This window comes from Neoroseomonas eburnea, assembly GCF_018129005.1.
Lineage (GTDB): Bacteria > Pseudomonadota > Alphaproteobacteria > Acetobacterales > Acetobacteraceae > Neoroseomonas > Neoroseomonas eburnea.
The window spans coordinates 32,266-57,147 of sequence record NZ_JAAEDL010000014.1 but is presented as its reverse complement, the minus strand read 5'-3'; the positions used below and the strand labels follow the sequence as shown (position 1 = coordinate 57,147).

The 24,882-nt window shown below is 70.7% G+C and carries 22 protein-coding genes; 13 read left to right on the top strand and 9 right to left on the bottom strand.

All coding sequences use genetic code 11. From position 1 onward, the window contains the following. The first annotated feature begins 17 nt into the window (after positions 1–17). A complete protein-coding gene (locus GXW74_RS15020) occupies positions 18–416 on the top strand; it encodes a hypothetical protein (RefSeq protein WP_211847331.1) in 399 nt (132 codons plus the stop codon). Here GXW74_RS15020 and hisA read toward each other — a convergent pair whose 3' ends face one another. Beyond that, positions 417–1,145 carry a 1-(5-phosphoribosyl)-5-[(5-phosphoribosylamino)methylideneamino]imidazole-4-carboxamide isomerase gene (gene hisA / locus GXW74_RS15015; protein ID WP_211847416.1) on the bottom strand — a complete coding sequence of 243 codons (729 nt, stop codon included), beginning with the start codon at positions 1,143–1,145 and terminating at the stop codon, positions 417–419. A gap of 96 nt (positions 1,146–1,241) precedes the next feature. Here hisA and GXW74_RS15010 point away from each other — a divergent pair, with 96 nt between their 5' ends. Next, positions 1,242–1,949 carry an AzlC family ABC transporter permease gene (locus GXW74_RS15010; RefSeq protein ID WP_211847330.1) on the top strand — a complete coding sequence of 236 codons (708 nt, stop codon included), beginning with the start codon at positions 1,242–1,244 and terminating at the stop codon, positions 1,947–1,949. Then, a complete protein-coding gene (locus tag GXW74_RS15005; protein WP_211847329.1) occupies positions 1,936–2,256 on the top strand; it encodes an AzlD domain-containing protein in 321 nt (106 codons plus the stop codon). The genes GXW74_RS15010 and GXW74_RS15005 overlap by 14 nt, the downstream gene beginning before the upstream one ends. Before the next feature lie 72 nt (positions 2,257–2,328). Here GXW74_RS15005 and GXW74_RS15000 read toward each other — a convergent pair whose 3' ends face one another. Together GXW74_RS15000 and GXW74_RS14995 are read right to left on the bottom strand one after the other, a co-directional pair. Further along, a complete protein-coding gene (locus GXW74_RS15000) occupies positions 2,329–2,940 on the bottom strand; it encodes a Maf family protein (protein ID WP_338148244.1) in 612 nt (203 codons plus the stop codon). After that, positions 2,937–3,839 carry a pyruvate, water dikinase regulatory protein gene (locus GXW74_RS14995; protein ID WP_211847327.1) on the bottom strand — a complete coding sequence of 301 codons (903 nt, stop codon included), beginning with the start codon at positions 3,837–3,839 and terminating at the stop codon, positions 2,937–2,939. The genes GXW74_RS15000 and GXW74_RS14995 overlap by 4 nt, the downstream gene beginning before the upstream one ends. A gap of 300 nt (positions 3,840–4,139) precedes the next feature. Here GXW74_RS14995 and hemE point away from each other — a divergent pair, with 300 nt between their 5' ends. Further along, entirely contained in the window at positions 4,140–5,198 is a 1,059-nt protein-coding gene (gene hemE / locus GXW74_RS14990) for a uroporphyrinogen decarboxylase (protein WP_211847326.1), read from the top strand. A 371-nt stretch (positions 5,199–5,569) separates the two neighbouring features. Here the strand turns inward: hemE and dnaQ are convergent, their stop codons facing one another. From dnaQ to GXW74_RS14975, 3 genes are all read right to left on the bottom strand, one after another. Further along, a complete protein-coding gene (dnaQ, locus tag GXW74_RS14985; protein ID WP_211847325.1) occupies positions 5,570–6,271 on the bottom strand; it encodes a DNA polymerase III subunit epsilon in 702 nt (233 codons plus the stop codon). Positions 6,272–6,337: 66 nt separating this feature from the next. After that, positions 6,338–6,940, bottom strand: coding sequence for a dephospho-CoA kinase (coaE, locus tag GXW74_RS14980; protein ID WP_211847324.1), 603 nt, complete (start codon positions 6,938–6,940; stop codon positions 6,338–6,340). Then, positions 6,937–7,782: a shikimate dehydrogenase gene (locus GXW74_RS14975; protein ID WP_456306984.1), complete on the bottom strand. Its 846-nt coding sequence runs from the start codon at positions 7,780–7,782 to the stop codon at positions 6,937–6,939. The genes coaE and GXW74_RS14975 overlap by 4 nt, the downstream gene beginning before the upstream one ends. A gap of 121 nt (positions 7,783–7,903) precedes the next feature. Between GXW74_RS14975 and GXW74_RS14970 the strand changes: the two genes are divergently transcribed. Next, positions 7,904–8,245, top strand: a complete 342-nt coding sequence (locus GXW74_RS14970) for a hypothetical protein (RefSeq protein ID WP_211847323.1) — start codon at positions 7,904–7,906, stop codon at positions 8,243–8,245. A gap of 140 nt (positions 8,246–8,385) precedes the next feature. On the opposite strand, the gene GXW74_RS14965 is transcribed toward GXW74_RS14970, so the two are convergent. Then, the gene (locus GXW74_RS14965) at positions 8,386–9,636 is read right to left on the bottom strand and encodes an MFS transporter (RefSeq protein WP_211847322.1); all 1,251 of its coding nucleotides are present in this window, start codon (positions 9,634–9,636) and stop codon (positions 8,386–8,388) included. A gap of 81 nt (positions 9,637–9,717) precedes the next feature. Between GXW74_RS14965 and GXW74_RS14960 the strand changes: the two genes are divergently transcribed. From GXW74_RS14960 to GXW74_RS14950, 3 genes are all read left to right on the top strand, one after another. Beyond that, a complete protein-coding gene (locus GXW74_RS14960; RefSeq protein WP_246523384.1) occupies positions 9,718–10,539 on the top strand; it encodes an AraC family transcriptional regulator in 822 nt (273 codons plus the stop codon). Positions 10,540–11,010: 471 nt separating this feature from the next. Beyond that, entirely contained in the window at positions 11,011–13,242 is a 2,232-nt protein-coding gene (gene pnp, locus GXW74_RS14955; RefSeq protein WP_211847320.1) for a polyribonucleotide nucleotidyltransferase, read from the top strand. Positions 13,243–13,330: 88 nt separating this feature from the next. After that, positions 13,331–14,731 (top strand): NAD(P)H-dependent flavin oxidoreductase, encoded by a 1,401-nt coding sequence (locus tag GXW74_RS14950; RefSeq protein ID WP_211847319.1) that lies wholly within the window; start codon positions 13,331–13,333, stop codon positions 14,729–14,731. A 99-nt stretch (positions 14,732–14,830) separates the two neighbouring features. Here the strand turns inward: GXW74_RS14950 and trpS are convergent, their stop codons facing one another. Both trpS and GXW74_RS14940 read right to left on the bottom strand, forming a co-directional pair. Further along, positions 14,831–15,832, bottom strand: a complete 1,002-nt coding sequence (gene trpS, locus GXW74_RS14945) for a tryptophan--tRNA ligase (RefSeq protein ID WP_211847318.1) — start codon at positions 15,830–15,832, stop codon at positions 14,831–14,833. 72 nt (positions 15,833–15,904) lie between these two features. After that, complete coding sequence (locus tag GXW74_RS14940) at positions 15,905–16,588, bottom strand: YggS family pyridoxal phosphate-dependent enzyme (RefSeq protein ID WP_211847317.1); 684 nt, start codon at positions 16,586–16,588, stop codon at positions 15,905–15,907. A gap of 433 nt (positions 16,589–17,021) precedes the next feature. Here GXW74_RS14940 and GXW74_RS14935 point away from each other — a divergent pair, with 433 nt between their 5' ends. The 5 genes from GXW74_RS14935 (at position 17,022) to leuS (ending at position 24,882) form a co-directional block, all read left to right on the top strand. Further along, on the top strand, positions 17,022–19,055 hold the full coding sequence (locus tag GXW74_RS14935; protein ID WP_211847316.1) for a tetratricopeptide repeat protein: 2,034 nt from the start codon (positions 17,022–17,024) through the stop codon (positions 19,053–19,055). Then, the gene (locus tag GXW74_RS14930) at positions 19,048–19,707 is read left to right on the top strand and encodes a thiamine phosphate synthase (protein WP_338148243.1); all 660 of its coding nucleotides are present in this window, start codon (positions 19,048–19,050) and stop codon (positions 19,705–19,707) included. Before GXW74_RS14935 ends, GXW74_RS14930 begins: the two co-directional genes overlap by 8 nt. A gap of 173 nt (positions 19,708–19,880) precedes the next feature. Continuing rightward, the gene (locus GXW74_RS14925) at positions 19,881–21,266 is read left to right on the top strand and encodes a porin (protein ID WP_211847315.1); all 1,386 of its coding nucleotides are present in this window, start codon (positions 19,881–19,883) and stop codon (positions 21,264–21,266) included. A gap of 112 nt (positions 21,267–21,378) precedes the next feature. Further along, a complete protein-coding gene (locus tag GXW74_RS14920; protein WP_246523382.1) occupies positions 21,379–21,927 on the top strand; it encodes a DUF3576 domain-containing protein in 549 nt (182 codons plus the stop codon). 348 nt (positions 21,928–22,275) lie between these two features. Beyond that, the gene (gene leuS, locus GXW74_RS14915; RefSeq protein WP_211847314.1) at positions 22,276–24,882 is read left to right on the top strand and encodes a leucine--tRNA ligase; all 2,607 of its coding nucleotides are present in this window, start codon (positions 22,276–22,278) and stop codon (positions 24,880–24,882) included.

Below are 24,882 nucleotides of genomic sequence, written 5' to 3'. Positions count from 1 at the left end.
CCGTCTCGGACGGAATGATGCCCGAGGTCAAGAGAAGCTATGTTGAGCGAAGGGAAGGTCAGATGCGCGGAATCGGCGGGCTCGGGGACGGGTTCGCATTCACCGAGGCGGAGATCGAACGCGGCACGGCCCGCTTCTGGTGGAGCGCGCGGCGGAAGGCAGCCTATCGCGCGGCGCTGGACCGGCAAGGTCGTAGGGAAAGCGCGGGCCAGCAGGACGGCGGTTGGGATGGCGGCTGGCGGCCCGACGACAACACGTTGACGCGTGGTGCCGCCGCCGGGGCCATCGCCACCCTACCCGAAGCGTTCGAGGACAAGCGCCACGCCGATGGCGGCGGCTCGCCGGCCGGCGATGTCGATACGGGCAGCAGTTCCGGCGGCACCAGCTCGGACAGCGGCGGCGGCAGCTCCGAATGACTACCTTGCCGCCGTCAGCGCAGCCCGCGGATCGATCCGCCCGTCATACAGCGCCCGGCCGATGATCGCGCCTTCGATCCCGGCGCCGGCCGCGCGCAGCGCGACCAGGTCCTCGACCCCCGCGACGCCGCCCGAGGCGATCACCGGCAGGCTCACCGCCCGCGCCAGCGCCGCTGTCGCCGCAACGTTCACCCCGCTCAGCATCCCGTCCCGGGCGATGTCGGTGTAGATCACCGCGGCAGCGCCGGACGCCTCCAGGCGCTGCGCGAGCTCGGTCGCGGAGACATCGCTCGTCTCCGCCCAGCCCTCGGTCGCGACCATGCCTTCCCGTGCGTCGATCCCGAGCGCCACCCGACCGGGAAACGCCTTGCACGCCGCCCGCGCGAAATCAGGATCCTTCACCGCCGCGCTGCCGAGGATGATCCGCGTCACCCCCGCCGTGAGCCATGCCTCGGCCACCGCCATGGTGCGGATGCCGCCGCCGAGCTGCACCTTCGCCCCCGGCACGGCGGCGAGGATACCGCGCACCGCCTCGGCATTCGCCGGCTTGCCGGCGAAGGCGCCGTCCAGGTCCACCACATGCACCCAGGAGAAGCCCGCCTCGACGAAGGCCCGCGCCTGCGCCGCCGGATCCTCGGCATAGATCGTCGCCTGGTCCATCTCCCCGCGCTTCAGCCGGACGACCTGTCCGCCCTTAAGGTCGATGGCGGGATAGAGCGTCAATGTCACGAAACCTGCCCCCAGCATGCCTGACCGCGCCAGAAGCGCCGGCTACAGCACCACGTCAAGGCTGGCGCGCGCGCCATACCGTGGCAGCATGGCGCTGTGACCAGCTCACCCGCCAACGCCTTCCTGCCGGGTCTGCGCGAGGCCCTCGGCGCCCCAGGCGTCGCGATGGCCGCGACCTTCCTCGCCTTCGGCGCAGCGGTCCGGGAGGCCGGGCTTTCCCCCGGCTGGGCCCTGCTCGCCTGCTGGGGAATCTACGGCATGCCCGGTCAACTCGTGCTGGTGCAGGCCGCGGCGACCGGATGGGCGGGCGGCATCGGCGCGGCGGTCATGGGCGCCGTTGCGGTGAACGCTCGCTTCCTTCCCATGGCGGTTTCGCTCACGCCCGTCCTCTCCGCGCGCCGCCGCCGTGCCCTGCTGCCCGCCGTCCCCTTCATCGCCGTGACACCCTGGGCCGCAGCCATGCGCGCCCTGCCGGCGGTGGATCGGCCCGCGCGGGTTTCCTGGTTCATCGGCTTCGGGCTGACCTCCTGGGTGGTGGCGGGCGCGGCCTCCCTGTCGGGCTTCTACGTCGCCGGTGCCTTGGGGGCTGACGCGCGCGCGGCCCTGCTCTTCGTCAATCCGCTCTACTACGCGCTCCTGCTGGCGGCCGACCTCGACAGGCCGGCTCCACGGCGGGCCGTGCTCTGCGGCGCGGCGGCGGCTTCGCTCGCCTTCGTCCTACCGGCCTCGATCGCACTGCTGGCGGCCGGGCTTGCCGGCGGCACGGTGGCCTTCCTGCTTGGACGAGGGCATGACGGCCGCTGACCTCGCACTTGCCCTGACGGCACTCGCCTGCCTGGGGCTGCGCCTTGCCGGCGTCTGGCTGGCCGGTGGGCTCACCAGCGAACACCCGGCCATCGCCTGGGCGACAGCGGTGGCGCAGGCGACCCTCGCAGCCTTCGTGACGCTGGCCATCGTCGCGCCAGCGGGGGCATTGGCCGAAGTGCCGCTCGCAGCACGGCTGGCAGGGCTCGCGGTCGGGATCGCGGCCTGCCTCGCGATGCATAGGCGGATGCTGCCGGCGCTGATGGCAGGGCTCGCGGCGATGGTGGTTGTCCGGGCGCTGCTGTAGAGGGAAGGCGCCGCGGGAGGGAACTCCCCCAGCACCCCCTCCTTCCTTCGGGACTCCGACCTCGGGGATGGCCTACGCCAACAGCGCACCGTGCTGGCGGAGGAACCCGAGCAGGGGCAGCAGCGGCAGGCCGAGGATGGCCGAGTGTTCGCCCTGCACGCGGTCGAAGAGCTGCACGCCGGGACCCTCCAGCCGATAGGCCCCGACGGATTGAGTCACATGCTCGGCTTCGGCCGCCAGATAGGCATCGAGGAAGGTCTCGGAGAAGACGCGCATCGTCAGTCGCGGGACGGCGACGTGCTGCCAGACCCGACCGCCATGACGATGGCAGACCACAGCGGTCACCAGATCATGCGGCCTGCCACGCAGCGCCCGCAGGTGCGACCGCGCTGCGGCGACATCCGCCGGTTTGTCGAACCAGGCCCCCTCGCAGACCAGCAACTGGTCGCAGCCGATCACCAGCGCCTCGGGGTCGCGCCGCCCGATGCGCTCCGCCTTGGCATCGGCCAGCATCAACGCGGCCTCGGCCGGCGGAATGCCCTCCGCCTGCGCAGCTTCCTTGATCGCGGACTCGTCCACCGCCGCCGGCCGCGCCTCGAAGCGCAGCCCCGCGCCCTCCAGCACGGAACGGCGGGCCGAGGACGCGGAAGCGAGGATGATCCGCGGGACCTCCGCCTGGATCACGGTCCACGCCCCGGCGTACCGAGCACCGCGGCGGCAGGATCCTCCGGCGTGTGCGTCGGCGCTCCGTCCTTCCGGCGCGCGTGCCATGCCTCCATCAGTTGCAGCACCGTCGCCGCCGTCTCCTCGATGCTGCGCCTCGTCACGTCGATCACCGGCCAGCCACGGGAGCTGCAGAGCCGCCGCGCGGCGATGATCTCCGCCTTCACCGCCTCCGGATCGATATAGTCGCTGGCGTCGTGCCGCACTCCGGCGGCGCCGATGATCTTCAAGCGGTGGCGGCGAATGTCGATCAGCGCATTCGCCTCGATGTGCAACCCGACGACAGGGCAGGGCGGATCCTCGAGGGCCGTCGGCAGGGCCGCCCCCGGTACGAGCGGCACGTTCGCAGCCTTGATGCCGCGGTTCGCCAGATAGAAGCAGGTCGGTGTCTTCGACGACCGCGAAACTCCCACCAGCACCACATCCGCGTCCCGGATGCCGAGCGTGCCTTGCCCGTCATCGTGCGACAGCACGTAGTGCATGGCATCGATGCGGCGGAAGTAGTCGGCGTCCATCACGTGCTGCGCCGCCCGCTTCTCCTTGGCGCGAGCGCCGATCGCGCCCTGCAGCAGGTCCATCACCGGATCGAGAGGAGAGAAGCACTGCACGCCGACCCGCCCGCAGGTCTCCTCCAGCGCCAGGCGCAGGCTGGAATCGACCAGGGTATAGAGCACGGGTCCGGGTTCGTGCTCGATCCCTTCCAGCACCCGATCGAGTTGCAGGCGCGACCGCACCAGCGACCACCGGTGGTGGATCACATGATGATTGTCGAAGCGCGCAAGCGTCGCCCGCGCGATCGAATTGAGCGTTTCCCCGGTGGAATCCGAGACGAGGTGGAGGTTGATCTGTCGCTGCGGCATCGCCGGGGAGAATAGCGTGAATCACTGTGGATGACGGGGACTGAATCCACGCGCCGACAGGCCAGCGGGGATGAAGGACCCGGATGTCCGCGGCCGGCCGGACCGGGGACGATCCGCCGGCACCCCACCGGGAAGCCGTGGACATCGCCGCGCGGCCAAGGCCCGCCGCGGTGTCTGTGATCACCGGGCCTGTGGACAACGCCGTGGGTCGGAGGAGGATGGACTGCGTCCCCGCCATCCACAGGCCCAACCCCTATCCCAGCCTTCCTTGAATCCTGAATCTTTGCGAGAGGGAGGGCCATGGACAGTGATCGCGCCGCCGTGCCGGCCAAGCCTCTCCTGCGAGCCCTGGGCGGAGAGGCGGTCTGGCCGCCCCCGGCCTGGCTGATGCGCCAGGCGGGCCGCTACCTGCCGGAATACCGGGAGATCCGCGCGCGCGCCGGGGACTTCGTCACGCTGTGCACGACGCCCGAGCTTGCCGCCGAGGTCACCTTGCAGCCCATCCGCCGCTATGGGATGGAGGGCGCGATCCTCTTTTCCGATATCCTGATGGTGCCCTGGGCGCTCGGGCAGCCGTTGCGCTTCGCGGAAGGCGAGGGCCCCTTGCTCGAACCGCTGCGCAGTGCGGAGGCGATCGCCGCGCTGGATCCGTCCCGTCTGGTCAGCCGTGTTGCGCCGATCCTGGAAACGGTCGCCCGTGTCCGCGAAGGCCTCGCGGCCGAGGCACCGCGCACGGCGCTGATCGGCTTCGCCGGCGGCTGCTTCACGGTTGCGTGCTACATGCTCGAAGGTCGCGGCAGCAAGGAATTCGCGGCTGCGCGAGGCCTCGCCTATGCCGATCCGCCGCTGTTCGGGCGGCTGATCCGCACCTTGCAGGAAGCGACGACGGAATACCTCGTCGCCCAGGTCGAAGCAGGTGCCGAGGCACTGATGATCTTCGATTCCTGGGCGGGCATGCTCTCCCCCGGGCAGTTCCGCCGCTGGGTGATCGAACCCACCGCTGCCATCGTCCGGACCCTGCGCCGACGTTGCCCCGGCGTTCCGCTGATCGGCTTCCCGCGCTTCGCTGGACCGCTGCTGGCCGACTATGCGGCGCGGGCCGGCATCGATGCCACGGCCATGGACACCGCCATGGATCCGCGCTGGGCGGCCCAGGCGGTGCCTCCGGCCATGGCGCTGCAGGGCAATCTCGACCCGCTGGCGCTCGTGGCCGGAGGAGCGGCATTGGAAGCCGAGACGCGCTCGATCCTCGCGGCGATGCGAGGAAGGCCCTACGTGTTCAACCTCGGGCACGGAATCGTACCGCAGACCCCGCCGGAACACGTGACGGCGCTGATGCGGATACTGCGCTCGGCCTAGAGCAGATCCCGATCAGGTGGAATCACCTGATCGGGCAAAGATGCTCGCGAAAACAAGAGGCTGGAGCGGTTGCCGTGAGGCAAGGTGCGCGGCAGCCGCTTCCAGCAAGGCGACGGAAGCGCGTCGGTGCGGCCGCGGCGAGGAGGTTCCGCCCGGCTCGGATCCTCGCCGCCAGGCTCCAAGAGGACCTTGGAAACCGAGATCTGCGTGGAACCCTGGAAAGAAGAGCAGCCCTGATCGGGGGTGCGCGAAGTTTCGAACTGCTCCCTTCGGCTGACACGGCGCAATAGCCGGTATGACGACCGAATTCCGCCGAAGGTGCAGGAAGCCGAGTTTCTTGCCGGGTGTTCGAGGGGGAGGGCCCCGACGGTTCACCCATCCTTCCCTGGAGCGAAGGGCGGCTGCAGCCAGAGCGCCTCCTTCACCTTGCTGCCGACGAAGGCGGCATGCGCCACCGCGCGTTCCTCCGGCACCAGGATCGGGCGAGGTGTCCAGCTCACGGTCTCCGCGGCCAGCACTGGCCCCGCCGTCCGGATGGACGCCGCCAGTTCGAGTCCTGGCTGCTTGCCTCCCATCAGTTCCAGGTAGACCTGTGCAAGCAGCCTGCAGTCCAGGATCGCATTGTGCGAACTGCGCATCGAGTTGTCGATGCCGAGGCGCCGGCACAGTGCGTCCAGGCTGTTGGGCATGCCGGGGTAGCGTTCCTTGGCGATGGCCAGGCTGTCGACCATGCGGGTCCGGTCGAGCGGCGGGCGGCCGGCGCGGGTCAGTTCCGCATCGAGGAAGCCGAAATCGAAGGGCGCATTGTGGGCGATGATCGGGGCATCACCGAGGAAGGCGAGCATGTCTTCCGCGATCTCGGAGAATTTCGGCTTGCCGGCCAGGTCGCCATTGGTGAAGCCGTGGACTCGGGTGGCCTCGGCGGGAATGTCGCGCTCCGGGTCGACCAGGCAGTGGAAGGTGGCGCCGGTCGGCAGCAGGTTGACCAACTCGACAGCGGCGACTTCGATGACACGGTCGCCCTGGGAAGGTTCCAGGCCCGTGGTTTCGGTGTCCAAGACGATCTGGCGCATGCGGCGAAGCTAGCAGGAAACGGGCCGGGGCTCTGCCCCCGGACGCCATCGGGGCCCGGAAAGCCTTCAACGGATTGGAGCGGCGCCGCGCAACCGCAGCACCAGCCGACGGATCGCCGCCTGGGCGAAGTACCGGCTGATTCCCGCCTGCACCACGTGGTCGGCCCGGCGGCGCTTCTCGCGGTCGGGCATCTGGCGGGCACGGATGGCGGCGAGGCGTTCCTCCGTCATGCCGCCGCGCTGCAGGACTCGCACGCGTTGCACGGCGGGCGGCGCGGAGACGACGACGACCTGGTCCACCCGCTTCTCGCCCCCTGTTTCGAACAGCAGGGGCACATCGAGGACCACGATGCGGCGCCTGGCTCGCCGCGCTGCGGCGAGGAAGCGGCGTTCCTCGTCGCGGACCAGCGGATGGACGATGCTTTCGAGGCGCTTGAGCGCGGCATCATTGCCGAGCACGGCGCGGCGCAGCACTTCCCGGTTGACCCGTCCCTGCGTCACGGCGCCGGGAAAGGCCGCGCCGATCGGTCCGACCGCGCGGCCACCCGGGGCCTGCAAGGCATGCACCGCGGCGTCGGCGTCGAAGACCGGCACGCCGAGGCGGCGGAAGGTGGCGGAAGCGGTGGACTTGCCCATTCCGATCCCGCCGGTGAGGCCGAGAACGATCATGCCGCGGTCTTCGGGATATCGGTGGCGACGGTGGCACGGAGCGCCGCATCGACGCGCGGGGCGACCCCGAACCAGGCTTCGAAGCCCGGCCGCGCCTGGTGCAGCAGCATGCCGAGCCCGTCCACCGCGCGCAGGCCATGTGCCCGCGCCGCGGCGAGCAGCGGCGTCTCGAGCGGCACGTAGACGATGTCCGCCACCACGGAAGATGCCGCGAGCGGCGCCAGGTCGATCGCGAGCGGCGGCTGCCCCTGCATGCCGAGGGAGGTGGTGTTCACTAGCAACGCCGCGCCGCCAAGCGGCGCCTCGGCGGCGACGTCGATCGCGCCGCCAAGGTCGCGTGCCAGCGCCTCGGCCCGCGCGACGCTTCGGTTGACGAGCGTCACGCGCGGGCAGCCGGCATCGAGCAGCGCCGCCGCGACCGCCCGTGCCGCCCCGCCGGCCCCGAGGAGCACGGCAGGCCCGTCGGCGGCGGACCATCCCGGCGCCTGCTCCCGCACGCTCTCCAGGAAGCCGAAGCCGTCGGTGTTGGAACCTTCGATGCGGCCATCGCGGAAAACCAGCGTGTTCACCGCGCCGGCGCGGAGGGCGGAGGCGTCCACTGCATCGCAGGCGTCGAAGGCCGCCTGCTTGTGCGGGATGGTGACGTTGGCACCGCGGAAGCCGAGATCGGCGAGTGCCTGGACCGCCGAGGCGAAGTGCTCGGGATGAACGGGGAGCGGCAGGTAGGCCCCATCGATGCCGAGGGTTTCGAGCCAATAGCCATGCAGGCGGGGCGAGCGGGAATGCGAGACGGGCCAGCCGAGAACCCCGGCAAGGCGCGCGTGACCGGTGAGCAGACGCATGTGCGCAGAAAGCCGCGTTGGCGCCGAGGATGCAAGATCGACCTCCGAGCCGCCGGTCCCACGCGTCCTTGACACGGCGAGACACTCGCGGTGGGGCGGCTGACAGGCTACCACCCGCATCATGCACCGCCCCACGGACGACGCCGGTCGGGCTTCGAGGCTAGGCTTCGATGCACTGGTCACACTCTCACAGGACCTGCTCGACAGCCACGGCCTGGCCGAGCAGGGTCGCGCGGTCGAGGCCGCTGCCCGTCTCGCGGTGGAACGCCTGCCGGGTGCGGCAATGGTTCGCGTCCAGTGGCGTGGCCCGCAGCCGGGTGCGGCCGCGCCGCCTTTGGTCACCATCTTTCCGCTGGGCAGCGCGGCGCCGGCGGTCGGCCCGCCTTGGCGCGCCGTCGCCGAATTCGCCGAGGCGCTGGTGCGCGATGCGCTGCGCGCGCTCGCGGAACGCCGCGGAGGCTGAAGGACCTCAAGCCGGCTTGGCTTCCGGCGGACCCGCGGTGACGATCCTGGTTCCGCGCGCAGCCGCCATACCAGCCCTGCAGGCGATACCTTCGCGCCGTGCCGCCGACACGGCAGCGAGGGCAGCGAGGTTCGACGGCATCACTCGGCCGGCAGCGGGCCGCGGTTGCGCTCGCCGGCGCGTTCCGGCGCCATGGCCCAGAGCTCGGGCTTCAGCTCCTCCTGCCGGTCCGGAAAGGCGAAAGCGCAGACCAGAGTGACGCCGGCCACCGCGGCGAGCACGAGCATGGCGACGGCGAGCGAGCCGGTCGCCTCGTGCAGGAAGCCGACCAGCGGGGAAGCGACCGCGGCGCCGAGGAAGCCGATGGTGAAGCGGATGGAATAGAGCTTGGCCCGCAGTTCCGGCGCCACGTAGCGGGCGGTCATCGTCTCGTTCACCGTCACCTGGCCGAAGACGCAGGCGGCGACCAGGCCAGCCACCGGCAGCACCGCCCAGCCGTCGAGGAAGGACAGCGCTATCAACCCCGGCACCACCGCCAGGCCGAGCGGCATGAAGACACGCTTGAGCGTGCGGCTGTCGATCATCCGCCCCACGGTGAACTGCGTCACGCCGCCGCAGATGGTGGCGAGGAAGGCCAGCAGCCCGACCACCGGCAGGAGATCCGGACTGTTCGCCAGCCGCTCCTCCATCAGCTTCGGGATCAGCAGGGTGTAGGCATTGAACACCAGCCCCGAGACCGCGGCGATGGCGAGCAGGATGGTCACCGCGCGGCGCACGACGGCGCGCGGGATCTCCGGGAAGGGGCGCGCACCGCCGCCGGCCTTCACGGCGTCGAATTCGGGCTCCCGCAGGTAGAGCAGGCCGACCAGGAAGCAGGCGACGCCGGGGGCGATGAAAGCCCAGCGCCAGCCGAAGGTCGCCGCGACGAAGGCGGTGACGATCGGTGCCGTCGCCACGCCGAGATTGCCGAACACGCCGTTGATGCCCATGGCGCGGCCGACGCGCTCGCCGGCGGCCTCCACCAGCACGGCGGTGCCGATCGGATGGTAGATGGCCGAAAAGCAGCCCATCAGCCCAAGCGCCACGCCAACCCCGGCGGGGCTGTCCATCAGCCCCGCCATCGCCATGAAGAAGCCGGTGCCGAGGAAGAAGGCCGACATCAGCGCCTTGCGCCCGAACTTCGCGGCGAGCCAGCCCATCGGCAGCGCGCCAAGGCCATAGGTGACGAACATCGCCGTCCCGAGTGCCAGGATCGGTCCATAGTCCGCGCCGAAGCGGTCGCGTTCCTGTGTCACCATGGCAAGCACGGCGGTCGCCAGGATCAGCAGGCAGTAATGGGTGAAGCTGTGGGCGGCGTTGATGAACACCACCTGGCGCGTGGCCGGGGTCATGGCGGTTCCTCTTGCCGCTTCCGTCGCGGCCTGGAGGCAGACTAATCTGGCCCCATGGCGACGTCAGGCCAAATTCTGTCGTTGGACGGCCAGACTTCGGCCCCGCGGAGCGACCTGCCACAGGACCGCGTCGACCGGCCGCTGGCGGCCTTCGCGTGGGACTACGCGGAAGGGGAGGACATCCCGCCGCACAGCCACGACCGCGCACAGCTTCTCTACGCGACAGCCGGGATCATGCGGGTCACCACCGACGCGGCGCGCTTCACCGTGCCGCCCGCGCGGGCGCTCTGGCTGCCGGCAGGGCTGCCGCATGCGGTGGCGGTGCCAAGCGGCCTGGCGATGCGCGCGCTGTTCCTGCGGGCAGACGCCGCCCGGCGCGCGGGGCCCGAGCGCCCGGCGGTGCTCTCGGTGTCGCCACTGCTGCGGGAATTGATCCTCGCCGCCTGCGCCGAGCCGTTGGAATGGGACGAGCAGGGCCGCGGCGGGCACTTGGCTGCACTGATCCTGGAAGAGATCGCCCGTGCGCCAACCCTGCCCCTGTCGGTGCCGCAGCCGCGCGACCCCCGGCTGCTGCGCCTGGTCGCGGCGCTGGCGGCGGATCCGGCGAGCCCGCTGACACTCGAGGACTGGGCAGCCGAAACCGGTGCCAGCCCGCGCACCCTGCGCCGGCTGTTCCAGGCGGAGACCGGGTTGGGCTTCGCCCGCTGGCGGCAGGCGCTGCGCATGGCGGAAGCGGCGGCACTGCTGGCCAATGGAGTACCGCCGGCACGGGCCGCCGCTTCCGTGGGGTACGCCAGCGCGCCGGCATTCGGGGCGGCATTTCGCGCGGCGTTCGGGACGACGCCGGGCCGCGCCGGAGAGGGGCGCCGCCCCTCTCCGGACCTCACCCCGCCAAGGGCCTAAGGGCCCTTGGAACCCCCAAGCCAATAAAATCCCGGTGTCCAGAGGCCTTTCGGCCTTTGGCGGGAGGGGTCGGGGGAGGGCAGCGCCCTCCCCGGGGAGTTTCCGATGGCGTTTTCCCCGAAACCACGCCATATGGGCGCCCGGTGACGTCCGGCCGGATGCCGGCGCGCCAACCGCCGCGACCGCGGCGGGCCGACAGAGAAAGCCGCGGGACCCGGACCGGACCGAGCGGCGTTTCCGGCCACATGGGCGGCCTTCCCGTCGCGCGATGCGCGATGGGCCCACCCCATGCCGCCCGAGACGCCGACACACCGGCCCTTGGTCCTGGACCCCCGGTCCCGACCTGTTTCGCCCTCCGCGTCGCATCCCGGGGCCGAATTCGGCCCCATCGCGCCGTGCCATCGCCCGAAGGAAGGGCTGGCACGGTCCGCGCCGGGCCCAGGGGGGCACGGCGCCCAAGAGGACGACCGAATGTTCGACAATTACTTCCGCAAGGAAATCAACTGGGGCGGCAAGACGCTGGTGCTGGAGACGGGCAAGATCGCCCGCCAGGCCGACGGCGCCGTGCTGGCGCGGCTCGGCGACACCATCGTGCTCTGCACGGCGGTCGGCGCCCGTTCCGTGAAGCCCGGCCAGGACTTCTTCCCGCTGACCGTGAACTACCAGGAGAAGGCCTTCGCCGCGGGCAAGATCCCGGGTGGCTTCTTCAAGCGCGAGGGTCGGCCCTCCGAATTCGAGACCCTGGTCTCCCGCCTGATCGACCGCCCCATCCGCCCGCTGTTCCCGGATGGATTCCGCAACGAGGTGCAGGTCGTCGCGACGGTGCTGTCGCATGATCTCGAGAACGAGGCGGACATCGTCGCGATGGTGGGCTGCTCCGCCGCGCTGACGCTTTCGGGCATTCCGTTCTTCGGCCCGATCGCCGGCGCGCGCGTCGGCTACATCAACGGCCAGTACGTGCTGAACCCGACCGCGGAGGAGCGGAAGGGCAGCGCGCTCGACCTCGTCCTCGCCGGCACGGCCGAGGGCGTGCTGATGGTGGAATCCGAGGCCAGCGAGCTGACCGAGGAAGTCATGCTCGGTGCCGTGGAATACGGCCACAAGTCCTTCCAGCCGGTGATCCAGGCGATCATCGAGCTCGCCGAGGTCGCGGCGAAGGAGCCTTGGGCGCTGCCCGAGGAATCCGAGGCGACCAAGGCACTGAAGGCCCGCATCGCCGAGCTCGGCCGCGCCGACATGGCGGTCGCCTACACCGAGACGCAGAAGCTGCTCCGCCAGGAGAAGGTCGGCGCTGTGAAGAAGGCCGTGTTGGCGGCGCTCGAGGCCGAGGGCGCGGACGTCGCCGCGGCGAAGGGCCTGCTCAAGGAGCTCGAGGCCGACGTCGTCCGCAACAACATCCTCGACACCGGCAAGCGGATCGACGGGCGCGATACCCGCACGGTGCGCCCGATCGTGGCCGAGGTGGGCGTGCTGCCACGCGCGCACGGCTCGGCGCTGTTCACCCGCGGCGAGACGCAGGCGCTGTGCGTCGCCACGCTTGGCACCGGGCAGGATGAGCAGATCATCGACGCCCTCACGGGCGAATACCGTGAGGACTTCATGCTGCACTACAACTTCCCCCCCTACTCGGTGAACGAGACGGGCCGCATGGGCTCCCCGGGCCGCCGCGAAGTCGGCCACGGCAAGCTGGCATGGCGCGCGATCCACCCGCTGCTGCCGGAAAAGGAGAAGTTCCCCTACACCATCCGCGTGGTGTCCGAGATCACGGAGTCCAACGGCTCCTCCTCGATGGCGACGGTCTGCGGCACCTCGCTCTCGCTGATGGATGCCGGCGTGCCGCTGAAGCGCCCCTGCGCGGGCATCGCCATGGGCCTGATCAAGGAAGACCGCGGCTTCGCCGTGCTCTCCGACATCCTCGGCGACGAGGACCACCTCGGCGACATGGACTTCAAGGTGGCCGGCACGGATGCCGGCATCACCAGCCTGCAGATGGACATCAAGATCACGTCCATCACCTTCGAGATCATGAAGATCGCGCTGGAGCAGGCCAGGGACGGCCGTCTGCACATCCTGGGCGAGATGGCCAAGGGCCTGACCGGCCACCGCGGCGACGTGGCGGCGACGGCCCCGCGCATCACCGTGATCACCGTGCCGAAGGACAAGATCCGCGACGTGATCGGCTCGGGCGGCAAGGTGATCCGCGAGATCACCGAGCAGACCGGCACCAAGATCGACATCGAGGACGACGGCACCATCAAGGTGGCGGCGACCTCGGTCGAGGCGGCGCAGAGGGCGATCGACTGGATCCGCGGCATCGTGGCCGAGCCCGAGGTCGGCGTGATCTACAACGGCAAGGTGGTGAAGACCGCCGAGTTCGGCGCCTTCGTGAACTTCCTCGGCGCCAAGGACGGCCTGGTCCACATCTCCGAGCTGGCGAACGAGCGTGTCCAGAAGACCACCGACGTCGTCAAGGAAGGCGACCAGGTGAAGGTCAAGGTCATCGGCTTCGACGACCGCGGCAAGGTGAAGCTGTCCATGCGCGTGGTCGACCAGGCGACGGGCGCGGACATCACCGAGCAGGTCGGCGCCCGCCGTCCCCGTGAAGGTGGCGAGGATCGTCCGGAGCGCGGCGAACGCCGTGACCGTGGCGAGCGTCGCGACCGTGGCGAGCGCCGCGAGCGCGGCGGCGAGGCCGCCGAGTAACAACCGGACCCGGTGCGGCCGGGGCCCTGCACAGGGGCCCTGGCCGATGCCATATTCCCGTCATGAAGTTCCCTGGGAGCGCCGGTTCTTGAAGGCCATCAACGCGATCCGTATGGGGGGTGTGGACGTCCTGCCGCTGGTGGAAGGCGGCAAGGGCGTTTCCGTCTCCAACGGTTCATCCTGCGGGGCCTGGGCGGCCTCTGGCGGGGTCGGCACCTTCTCCGCGGTCAATGCCGATTCCTACGACGCGGACGGCAGGCCGATTCCTCAAGTCTATCACGGCAAGACCCGCCGCGACCGGCACGAGGAACTCGTGCGCTACGCGATCGACGGCGCCATCACCCAGGCGAAGAAGGCCTGGGACATGGCCGGCGGGAAGGGCCGCATCCACGCCAACATCCTGTGGGAGATGGGGGGCGCGGAGCGCGTCGCGCGCGGCATGCTGGAAGGGGCCAAGGGCCTCATTCACGGCATCACCTGCGGTGCCGGCATGCCCTATCGTCTCGCGGACATCGCCCGCGACTACGGGGTGCACTATTACCCCATCGTCTCCTCCGCCCGCGCCTTCAGCGCGCTATGGAAGCGCGCCTACCACAAGACGCGGGAATGGCTGGGCGGGGTCGTCTATGAGGACCCCTGGCTGGCCGGCGGCCATAACGGCCTGTCGAATTCCGAGGATCCGCGGAAGCCCGAGGATCCCTTCCCCCGCGTGCTGAAGCTGCGCCAGCAGATGCGCGAGTTCGGCCTCGGCGAAGTGCCGATCATCATGGCCGGCGGCGTCTGGTGGCTGGAGGAGTGGGAGGACTGGATCGACAGCCCGGAGCTTGGGCCGGTCGCCTTCCAGTTCGGCACCCGGCCGCTGGTGACGAAGGAGAGTCCGATCTCCGACGCCTGGAAGCAGCGGCTGCTGACCTTGCAGAAGGGCGATGTGCTGTTGCAGCCCTTCTCGCCGACCGGCTTCTATTCCTCCGCCGTGCGCAACGAATTCCTGCATGAGCTCGAGGACCGCAACGAGCGCCAGGTCGCCTACACCACCGAGCCGGTGGGCGAGCATCTGGCCGAATACGGCGTCGGCCCGCGCAAGCGGAAGGTGTACCTGGCGCCGCACGACCTGGCGCGGGTGAACCAGTGGGAGGCGGAAGGCTTCGTCGAGGCCATGCGCACCCCCGACAACACGCTGATCTTCGTGACGCCCGAGAAGTCGCAGGAGATCGTGCAGGACCAGATCGACTGCATGGGCTGCCTGTCGCAGTGCCGGTTCAGCAACTGGTCGCAGCACGAGCCGGAATTCTCGAACGGCAAGAAGGCGGACCCGCGGTCCTTCTGCATCCAGAAGACGCTGCAGGACATCAGCCATGACGGGGCGCTCGAGCGGAACCTGATGTTCGCCGGCCACAACGCCTATCGCTTCGGCCAGGACCCGTTCTATTCGAACGGCTTCATCCCGACCGTGAAGCAGCTGGTCGAGCGTATCCTCACCGGCCGCTGATACTCCCGGCGGGCGGCGTTTCCTCCGCCCGTCGGCCTCCAGAAGCCAAAGAAGGTTGGAGGTCCGGGGGAAGTTCCCTTCCCCCGGCCTTTCCTTTCGTCACCGCGCGGGCAGAAACCCGACGATATCCCGCGTCTTGGTGACGATCGGTTCCGCGATCGCGCTGGCGCGTTCCGCCCCCAGCCGCAGCGCCGCGTCGAGCGCCGCCGGGTCTTCAAGCAGCCGCCTCATCTCCGCCGCGATGGGCGAGAGGTGGTCGACCAGGGCCTCCGTCAGCGTGTTCTTGAAGGCGCCGAAGCCCTGCCCGCCGTGCTCGCGCAGCACGTTCTCCGGCAGGGTGCCGGTGATGGCGGCGAAGATCCCCACCAGGTTGCGCGCCTCCGGCCGCCCTTCGAGGCCGGCCAGGTGGTCCGGCAGCGGCTCCGGGTCGGTCTTCGCCCGCTTGATCTTCTGGGCGATGCTGTCGGCATCGTCGGTCAGGTTGATGCGCGACTGGTCCGAGGGATCCGACTTCGACATCTTCTTCGAGCCGTCGCGCAGCGACATGACGCGCGCGGCGACGCCCTGGATCAGCGGCTCGATGTTGGGGAAGAACTCCACGCCGTAGTCGTGGTTGAACTTCTGCGCGATGTCGTTGGCGAGTTCGAGGTGCTGCTTCTGGTCGTCGCCGACCGGCACCTTGGTCGCGTGATAGGCATGGATGTCGGCCGCCATCAGGTTCGGATAGACGTAGAGGCCGGACGACGCGGCCTCGCGGTCCTTGCCGGCCTTGTCCTTGAACTGCGTCATGCGGTTGAGCCAGCCGAGGCGGGCGACGCAGTTGAAGATCCAGGCGAGCTCCGCATGGGCGCGCACATGGGACTGGACGAACAGAGTGCAGCGCTTGGGGTCCAGGCCGCAGGCGATCAGCGCCGCGGCCATTTCCCGCGTCTGGCGCCGCAGGTCGGCCGGGTCCTGCCACTGGGTGATCGCATGCAGGTCGACCACGCAGTAGATCGCCTCGTGCGTGTCCTGCAGCGGCACCCAGTTGCGGATGGCGCCGAGATAGTTGCCGAGGGTGGGCACGCCCGAGGGCTGGATGCCGGAGAAGACGCGGCTCATCGCGAAGGCACCGTCCGGTTTCTGTGGGCGGGCGTGATCCCGCGCCAGGGCTGGCGCGTCAAGCGCCCCGGATCAGGCAGGCGCGGGGCGGTGGCCGAAGATGGCGGTGCCGATGCGGACCAGCGTGGCGCCTTCGGCGACCGCCGCCTCGAAATCCGCGCTCATCCCCATGGAGAGCTCGCGCAGGCCGTGCCTCGCGGCCAGTTCCCGCAGGTAGGCGAAATGCGGCCGCGGGTCCTGGTCGACCGGCGGGATGCACATCAGGCCGGTGACGGGCAGGCCGAAATCGTCCTGCGCGGCACGGATGAAGGCGTCGGCCTCGGCGCGGGGCACGCCGGATTTCTGCGTCTCGTCGCCGGTGTTGACCTGGATGAGGCAGTCCGGGCGGCGGCCTTCCTTCCTCATGGCCTCGGCGATGGCGGCGGCAAGCCTGGGGCGGTCGATGCTCTCGATGACGTCGGCGATGGCGACGGCGTCGCGTGCCTTGTTGGTCTGCAGCCCGCCGATGATGTGCAGGCGCATGGCCGGGTGGGCGGCGCGCAGGCCGGGAAACTTCGCCGCCGCCTCCTGCACGCGGTTCTCGCCGAACACGGTCTGGCCGGCGGCGAGGGCAGCGACCACGGCCTCCTGCGGGTGGGTCTTGGAGACGGCGACGAGGGTCACGCTGTCCGCCGGGCGGCCGGCGCGGGTGCAGGCCTCGGCGATCCGGGCGCGGATGGCTGCCAGGTTGGCGGCGATGTCGGGCAGATCGGGCATGGGGGCGGAGCCTAGCAGGCTGCGGGAGGGGCAGGAATGAGGGGGGGGCGCTTTGCCCGGTTCGGGCGAGGATGGACGAAGGGATCGGAGGGGCGTTGCCCCCTCCAGACCACCCCACCAAAGGCCTTTGGAAACCGATATTTGGCGACGGGCACGACTGTTGTGCCCCGCGCGCGGCAGCGGGCCTCGGTAAGCAGACCGCCAGCAGCGCACGGCGCCAAGTGCCGGCATTCCAAAGGGCACAGCCCTTTGGCGGGGTGAGGTCCGGAGAGGGGCAGAGCCTCTCTCCGTCCACAACCGAACCGCGCCTGCCAATTCCCGGCCAGCAACTCCACCTATGCGGCTGATTCCAGCCACCGGCGATCTGCTCTAAGACCTGCGCGCCCGCGGGATGCCAGCCCGCGCCATGCTGCGAAACCAGGAAGGCAACCAGGTGAGCCAACCCGCCGAACACCTCCGCGCCGTCGAGGCCGCTTTCCGCGCCGGCCGCCCCGCGGAGGCGGAGACCGCCGCCCGCGCCGCGTTGAAATCCGCCCCCGCCGACCCCGGCGTGCAGCATGTCGGCGGCATGGCGCTGCTGCGCCTGGGGCGGCTGCAGGATGCGCTGGCGCCGCTCGGCCGGGCGGCGGGGGCGGAGAATGCTCCTGTCTCCTGGGTGGTCGCGCTGGGCAACGCCCAGGCCATGGCCGGCCAGGCGGCGGAAGCCGAGGCGACCTTCCGCCGCGTGCTGGCCCGGGAACCGGCGAATGCTGTGGTATTGCTCAACCTCGGCATCCTGCTGAGCGGTCGTGGCGCGCTGGAGGAGGCGGAGAAGGCCATCGAGGCCTCCCTCGCCGCCCGGCCGGGCCATCCCGGCGCGCTGATCGCCCTGGGGAATGTGCGCACTCAAGCCGGGGACACGCTCGGCGCTGTGGTCGCCTACCGCGAAGCGGTCGCGGCGAAGCCCGATTTCGCGGAGGCGCAAGCCAATCTCGGCGGCGCGCTGGCGGATCTGGGCCAGGCGGCGGAGGCCGAGGCGACGCTGCGCCGGGCGCTGGCGCTGAACTCCGGCCTCGGCCTCGCGCGCCATCGGCTGGGGGATCTCCTGATCGGCCTCGGCCGGATGGAGGAAGCGCAGGCCGCGCTGCGTCAGGTGGTCACGCAGGACCCGCGCGCCGCGGCGGCGTGGAACAGCCTCGGCCTTGCGCTCCGCGCGCTCGGCCGCATGGCGGATGCGGCGAACGCCTTCCGCAGCGCCATCGCCGCGAAGCCGGACCTCGCCCAGGCGCATGCGAACCTCGCCCTGCTGCTGGCCTGGCTCGACGAGCCGGCGACCGAGGCGGCCGCCCGCGCGGTCGCCCTGGCACCGGGCGACGACCATGCGCATCTCGCGGCCGCGGTGGCGGCGGCGGCGCGCGGCGACGTGCCGGCGGCGCAGGCCGCCTCACGCCAGGCGGTCCGGCTGCGGCCCTTCGTCCACATTCCCGCGCGCGGCGCGGCCGAGGCGACCGTGCTGGTCCTGCAGGCGCTGGAGGACGGCCATTTCCAGCCCGCCCCCGGCGGCGCCAAGCTGCCCGAGGGCCACAACAACGCGGTCGAGCACCTCGACCCGGCGCGTTTCGCGCGCGTCGACCTCTATGTGGATGCGCTGGCCGAGGATCCCGGCCTGCTCGACCGCCTGCCGCGCTGCGACGTGGCCTACAACGCCATCACCGAGCCGGAGGGGATGCGGCGCAGCCTCGCCCTGGCGGCGACGGCGCTGGAGAAACTCGGCCTGCCGGTGATCAATGCGCCGGCCAGCGTGCCGCAGGCGGCGCGGGACCTCGCCCCCGCGCTGTTCGCGGGGATCGAGGGCTTGGTCATCCCGCGCGTGCTCCGCGTGACCGCCGCCCCCGACACGGCGGCGGCGGTGCGGGCGGCGATGGCGGAGGCGGGGGTCGATTTCCCGGTGATCGCACGACCGGCCGGCACGCATACCGGGCAGGGCATGGTGCTGCTGCGCGCCGAAGCGGAACTCGCCGCGCTGCCGGCCTCGACCGATCTCTTCATCACCGAGTTTGTCGACTTCCGCGACGCCGACGGGTTGTGGCGAAAGACGCGTCTGCTCTGCGTCGGCGGCCGCGTGCTGCCCGAGCACTGGGCGACCGCGGATGACTGGAACATCCACCATCGGAATTCGCGCGCCTACATGCGCGCGCATCCGGAGGAGCAGGCGCGGGAGATCGACTACCTCGAGCACTTCGAGAAGCGCTTCGGCGTGCCGCGGCTGATCGCGGTGGGGGAAATGGCGGATCGGCTCGGCCTCGATTTCTTCGGCATCGACGCGGCGCTGCTGCCCGACGACCGGCTGGTGGTCTTCGAGGCGAACCCCAGCATGCGCGCGATGTTCGCCGAGGCGCGCGAAGGCTTCGAGTACCTGCTGCCCGGCATCGGGCGGATCTCCGCGGCCTTCTGCGACCTGGTGCTGCGCCGGGCGCGGCGTGGGTGATGCGGGGCGCCTGATCGCGCTGCCCGGCGCAGGGGCGCGGCGCGTCCATCCACCGTGGCGGCGGGGGCGCCGGCTGCCGGGGTTATGGCTGTTCTCGGATCCGGTTCGCCTGCCGGACCCCTGTGAGGCGGCGGCGCGGCTGCCGCGCGGCGCCGGGGTGGTGGCGCGCGGCATGGCACCCGCGGCTCTGGGCCGGCTTCGCGCCGTGGCGCGGCGGCGTGGGCTCGCGCTGGTGGTGGCGGGTGACGGGCGGGCGGCGCTGGCCGCCGGGGCCGGGCTGCATCTGCCGGAACGGCGCGTGGCGCGTGGCCTGCTGCCCTTCCTGGCGGCGCGCCGGGCCGGGCTGCCGGGGGCGGTGCTGACAATGGCCGCGCATGGCGGCGCGGCCGGAGTTGCAAGGGTAAGGCGATTGCGGCCGGAGCTGGTATTCCTCTCGCCGCTGTTCCCGACGGCGAGCCACCCGGGCGCGCCGGCGCTTGGCCCCCTGCGCTGGCAGGCGGAGGTGCGGCGGTTGGGCGGTGTGGCGGTCGTGGCACTCGGCGGGGTGGCGGTGCGGACCCTTCGGAGGGTGCCGCGACGCGCCGCAGGGGTGGCGGCGATCGGCGGGCTGGCGCCACAGGCTGTGGCGCTCTCGCCACAGTGTCTCAGGTAAGTCGCGGCCCGGGCGTCTGCACGGTTGCCCGTCCCGGTGTGGGCGGGACATAGTCCGGGCAGGCCACGACACTGCCTTTCTGCCTGCTTGGCGGGAATTCGATGTCGGACCCTGTCCGGGGGGGCAGGTGGGCCCTGGGAACTGCCGGTTCGCCGGCCATGAGGAGGACTAGAATGCGCAAGATTCTGCTGGGGACGACCGCTGTTGTCGGCGCCGCCCTGCTGGCGCCGGCGGCGTTCGCCCAGACCGGTGTGACCACTGCTCCGGGTGCCACCCCGCTGTCCGGCGCGGCCGTGGTCGGGACGCAGGGCGTGACGGCCCCGACGCCCGCCATCGCGGCGGCGAGCGGCCTGACGGTTCGCCTGGGCGGCTTCTTCGACTTCAGCATGGCCGGCATCCAGGACGACTGGGACCGCGCGCGCAGCCGCAACGACGCCCAGGGCCTGACCGGCGCCGCGGCGAACCGCCAGGCGCGCCAGCGCTATGACTTCCGCAACGACCTCGAGCTGAACGTCTTCATCGACGGCCGTGCCGCCAACGGCATGACCTACGGTGCGGTGTTCGAGTTCCAGATGGACAACACCGCCACCGGCGCCGCCGACGGCACCACGGTGTCGATGGACGAGGCCTACCTCTACCTGTCCTTCCCGAACCTCGGCACGCTGCGCTTCGGCCAGGAAGACAGCGCGGCGAGCCTGCTGCAGGTCCGCGCCCCGTCGGCCGGCCTGGTCGCCTCGGACGGCGACTGGTACGACTTCATCGTCGGCACCGGCCTGTACTCGAACTACGTCCTGTCGGGCATCAACGACGGCAGCGACGCAACCAAGATCACCTACCTGTCGCCGCAGTTCGCCGGCTTCGACTTCGGCGTGTCCTACGCGGCGAACGGCGGTGAGGGCGAGCGCGAGAACCTGCCGGCCTCCGCGTCTGCGCAGCGCGACCGGACGGGGCTCGAGAACGAGCTCTCGGCGGCCATCCGCTACCGCGGCACCTTCGGCCCGGTGGGCGTGAACGCCGGCTTCGGCACCCAGTACGCCGACGCCCCGCGCCTCGCCTCGACCGGCGCGGTGCTCAACCCGCGCCCGCAGCAGGTCAACGCCTACACGGTCGGCCTGACGGTTTCCGCCTACGGCTTCGCCCTCGGCGGCGAGTATACCTGGGGCGCCTACAACGGCTCCTCGGTGGCCCGCAGCGCGTTGAACGCCGGTCTGGACGACAGCCAGCACTTCATCATCGGCGCGACCTACACGATGGGCCCGCTGCTGATCGGTGGTAACTTCGGCCAGGGCAAGCAGTCGAACGGCTCGCAGCGCGTCGCTGGCGTGATCCGCGACCTCGACGACCGCACCCACACCGCCTGGGGCATCGGCGCCGTCTACACCCTGGCGCCGGGTCTCGCGACCTACGTGATCTACCAGAACATCAACGACGAGAACATTCCGACCAGCGCCCCGTCCGACGCCCGCTACGGCGGCAGCGGCACCACGCTGGCCTCGTTCAACGGCAGCAACACCCGCACCATCAACGTGCTGATGGGCGGCATCCGCCTCGCCTTCTGATCCGTCAGAAAGCGTGACTTTCGGGGGCGGCAGGGGCAACCCTGCCGCCCTTCGTCTTTTCAGCGCCCCAATTCAGGCGCTACAAGGCCGTGCCATGACACGCGCCATCCCCATGACCATGCCCCGCCGCCGCCGCGTTGCGGTCTTCTGTGCCCTCGGCGTCTCCGCGCTGCTCGGGGCCTGTGGCTCGGACAATGTCCGGGAAGTCGGCCGGAACGAATACGCGGCCGGCAGCGGCCGCGAACGCGTGGCCGGGCGCCTGACCGGGCAGGATGACGGCATCGTCCTCTTCGGCACCTCCCGCACGCCGCGGGACGACACCGGCGGCGGCACCGGCCTCGGCGTGAACGCCTTCCTCTGGCGCGCCACGCTGGACACGCTGGCCTTCATGCCGTTGGCCTCAGCCGACCCCTTCGGCGGCGTCATCATCACCGACTGGTATTCGCCCCCGGGTGCCGGGAACGAGCGCTTCAAGGCCACCGCCTATGTCATGGGACGGCAGCTTCGTTCGGACGGGGTGCGTATTTCGGTGTTCCGCCAGGTGCGCCAGGGCAACAACTGGGTGGACGCGCTGGTGGCCCCGGCCACGGGCGCCGAGCTTGAGGACCGTGTTCTGGCCCGCGCGCGCGAGCTGCGGAGCCAGTCGACGGCGACGCGGTAGGGGAAGCCCGCCCGAGGGCGAGGGGCGGATCTGCCCAGCCGGCCACCACCCTCCGCCACAGGGGATGCGCTGGCCAGGCTGAACGCCTCTGCGCCCCTGGTCAGCCGCACCAGCGCCGGGAAGGTGGTCCGGCGCATCCAGTTTGCCAATGGAAGCTGGCGGCATGGCCGTGTGGCGCCCCTGCGCGGCCAGCCCGGAACGGCGGCGAGGCCCATGCTGGGACCCCGCAGGCGGGCCAGCGTGACGCGAAGGGCGGCGAGTGGCGCGTCGCGCCCTAGGAATCCGGCGCGGCGGGGCTTATGCATCCGTCTCCTTCCGCTTCCGCTTGGCACGAGACGCGCGCGCGCAATGAACGACATCCCAGCACCCCAGGACAAGGCGGTCCCCCGCTACGACTTCGCCGCCGCCGAGCCGCGTTGGCAGCAGGCATGGGAGGAGCGTGGCTGCTTCTCCGTGCCCGACGTGCCGCCGGCGGGCGCGCGCAAGTACTACGTGCTGGAGATGTTTCCCTACCCCAGTGGCAAGATCCACATGGGGCATGTGCGGAACTACACGCTGGGCGACGTGGTGGCGCGCTACAAGCGGGCGCGCGGACACTTGGTAATGCACCCGATGGGCTGGGACGCCTTCGGCCTGCCCGCCGAGAATGCGGCGCGCGAGCGCGGCGTGCACCCGGCCGCCTGGACCTACCAGAACATCGCCAACATGCGCGACGAGCTGAAGCGCATGGGCCTGTCGCTGGAATGGGCGCGCGAATTCGCCACCTGCGACCCCGAATACTACGGCCAGCAGCAGAGGCTGTTCCTGGACTTCTGGAAGGCCGGGCTGGTCGAGCGCAAGGAATCCTGGGTGAACTGGGATCCGGTGGACAGCACGGTGCTCGCGAACGAGCAGGTGATCGACGGACGCGGCTGGCGTTCCGGCGCGCTGGTCGAGAAGAAGAAGCTTTCCCAGTGGTTCCTCACGATCACGAAATTCGCGCCCGAGTTGCTGGAAGCGCTGAACACGCTGGATCGCTGGCCCGAGCGCGTGAAGCTCATGCAGTCCAACTGGATCGGGCGGAGCGAGGGCGCGCGGCTGAAATTCGCCCTGGCGCAGCCGGTGGACGGCATCCGCGATGTCGAGGTCTTCACGACGCGGCCGGACACGCTGTTCGGGATGTCCTTCCTCGCCGTCGCAGCGGAGCATCCGCTGGCCGCCGCGACCGCCACGCAGAATCCCGCCGCGGCCGAGTTCGTCGCGGAATGCCGCCGCATGGGCACCTCGGAAGCGGCGATCGAACAGGCCGAGAAGAAGGGCTTCGACACAGGTTTCCGCGTGAAGCACCCCTTCACTGGCCAGGAATACCCGGTGTGGATCGCCAATTTCGTGCTGATGGAATACGGCACCGGCGCGATCTTCGGTTGCCCGGCGCACGACCAGCGCGACCTTGAATTCGCGCGCAAGTACGGGCTCTCGGTCACGCCCGTCGTGCTGCCGCATGGCGCCGATCCGGCGCGCTTCAGCGTGGCCGACGTGGCCTTCACCGATGATGGCACGGCGTTCAACTCCGGCTTCCTCGATGGGCTGCCCGTCGCGCAGGCGAAGCGCAGCGCGATCGAGGAGCTGGAACGCCTCGGCGTCGGCACCGGCGTTGTGAACTGGCGCCTGCGCGACTGGGGTGTCTCCCGCCAGCGCTACTGGGGCTGCCCGATCCCGGTGATCCACTGCGACGATTGCGGCGCGGTGCCGGTGCCGGTGGGCGACCTGCCGGTGCGGCTGCCGGAGGACGTTGATTTCTCGAAGCCGGGCAATCCGCTCGACCACCATCCGACCTGGAAGCACGTCAACTGCCCGTCCTGCGGCAAGCCCGCGCGGCGGGAGACGGACACCTGCGATACCTTCGTCGACAGCTCCTGGTACTTCGCGCGCTTCTGCTCCCCGCGCGCCGAGACGCCGGTCACGAAGGCCGCGGTCGATGCTTGGCTGCCGGTGGACCAGTACATCGGTGGCATCGAGCACGCGATCCTGCACCTGCTCTATTCGCGCTTCTTCTCCCGCGCGATGAAGGCGACCGGGCATTTGAGCGTGGAGGAACCCTTCGCCGGCCTGTTCACCCAGGGCATGGTGCAGCACGAGAGCTACAAGGGCGCCGATGGCCGCTGGCTGTACCCCGAGGAAGTCGAGTTCGGCACCGCGGCGGACGGCACGCGCGTCGCCACGCTGAAGGGCGGCAACGAGCCTGTCAGCATCGGCCGCGTCGAGGCGATGTCGAAGTCGAAGCGCAACACCGTCGACCCGGGCGCGATCATCGCGAAGTACGGTGCCGACACGGCGCGCTGGTTCATCCTGAGCGACAATCCGCCGGACCGGGACATGGAGTGGACCGAATCCGGCGTCGCCGGCGCCTACCGCTTCACCCAGCGCGTCTTCCGCATGGTGGAGAACGCGCTGCCGTCCCTGCCGCCCGCCGGCACGGCGCCGGAGGCGGAGGGCAAGGCGCTGCGCCGCGCGACGCACCGGACCATCGCGGCGGTGACGGAGGCGCTGGAAACCTTTGCCTTCAATGTCGCGGTCGCGCGGCTCTATGAATTCGCCAATGCGATCGAGGCGGCGAAGGACGCGCCGGGCGGCGCGAAGCGGGAGGCGCTGGAGATGCTGGCGCGCCTGTCCGCGCCGATGATGCCGCACCTGGCGGAGGAGGCGTGGTCGATGCTGCGGCCGGACGATGCCGCGCTGGTGGCGCAGCTTCCGTGGCCTGAGGCCGACCCGGCCCTGCTGGTGGCGGAAAGCGTGACCCTCGCCGTGCAGGTGCTGGGCAAGCTGCGCGCGACCATCGAAGTGCCGGTCGGCGCCAGCGAGGAAGCGATCTTCGCCGCGGCGGAGGCGGAAGAGAACGTGCAGCGCGCTCTCGGCGGCAAGCCGATCCGCAAGCGCATCCATGTGCCGGGACGGGTGGTGAACCTTGTGGTCTAG

What these genes read in the sequence shown, in the direction of transcription:
- GXW74_RS15020 (WP_211847331.1), top strand. Translation starts at nt 18, where the DNA reads ATGCCCGAGGTCAAGAGAAGCTATGTTGAGCGAAGGGAAGGTCAGATG.
- GXW74_RS15005 (WP_211847329.1), top strand. Translation starts at nt 1,936, where the DNA reads ATGACGGCCGCTGACCTCGCACTTGCCCTGACGGCACTCGCCTGCCTG.
- GXW74_RS14995 (WP_211847327.1), bottom strand. Translation starts at nt 3,839, where the DNA reads ATGCCGCAGCGACAGATCAACCTCCACCTCGTCTCGGATTCCACCGGG.
- hemE (WP_211847326.1), top strand. Translation starts at nt 4,140, where the DNA reads ATGGACAGTGATCGCGCCGCCGTGCCGGCCAAGCCTCTCCTGCGAGCC.
- dnaQ (WP_211847325.1), bottom strand. Translation starts at nt 6,271, where the DNA reads ATGCGCCAGATCGTCTTGGACACCGAAACCACGGGCCTGGAACCTTCC.
- coaE (WP_211847324.1), bottom strand. Translation starts at nt 6,940, where the DNA reads ATGATCGTTCTCGGCCTCACCGGCGGGATCGGAATGGGCAAGTCCACC.
- GXW74_RS14975 (WP_456306984.1), bottom strand. Translation starts at nt 7,782, where the DNA reads ATGCGTCTGCTCACCGGTCACGCGCGCCTTGCCGGGGTTCTCGGCTGG.
- GXW74_RS14970 (WP_211847323.1), top strand. Translation starts at nt 7,904, where the DNA reads ATGCACCGCCCCACGGACGACGCCGGTCGGGCTTCGAGGCTAGGCTTC.
- GXW74_RS14965 (WP_211847322.1), bottom strand. Translation starts at nt 9,636, where the DNA reads ATGACCCCGGCCACGCGCCAGGTGGTGTTCATCAACGCCGCCCACAGC.
- pnp (WP_211847320.1), top strand. Translation starts at nt 11,011, where the DNA reads ATGTTCGACAATTACTTCCGCAAGGAAATCAACTGGGGCGGCAAGACG.
- trpS (WP_211847318.1), bottom strand. Translation starts at nt 15,832, where the DNA reads ATGAGCCGCGTCTTCTCCGGCATCCAGCCCTCGGGCGTGCCCACCCTC.
- GXW74_RS14940 (WP_211847317.1), bottom strand. Translation starts at nt 16,588, where the DNA reads ATGCCCGATCTGCCCGACATCGCCGCCAACCTGGCAGCCATCCGCGCC.
- GXW74_RS14925 (WP_211847315.1), top strand. Translation starts at nt 19,881, where the DNA reads ATGCGCAAGATTCTGCTGGGGACGACCGCTGTTGTCGGCGCCGCCCTG.
- GXW74_RS14920 (WP_246523382.1), top strand. Translation starts at nt 21,379, where the DNA reads ATGACCATGCCCCGCCGCCGCCGCGTTGCGGTCTTCTGTGCCCTCGGC.
- leuS (WP_211847314.1), top strand. Translation starts at nt 22,276, where the DNA reads ATGAACGACATCCCAGCACCCCAGGACAAGGCGGTCCCCCGCTACGAC.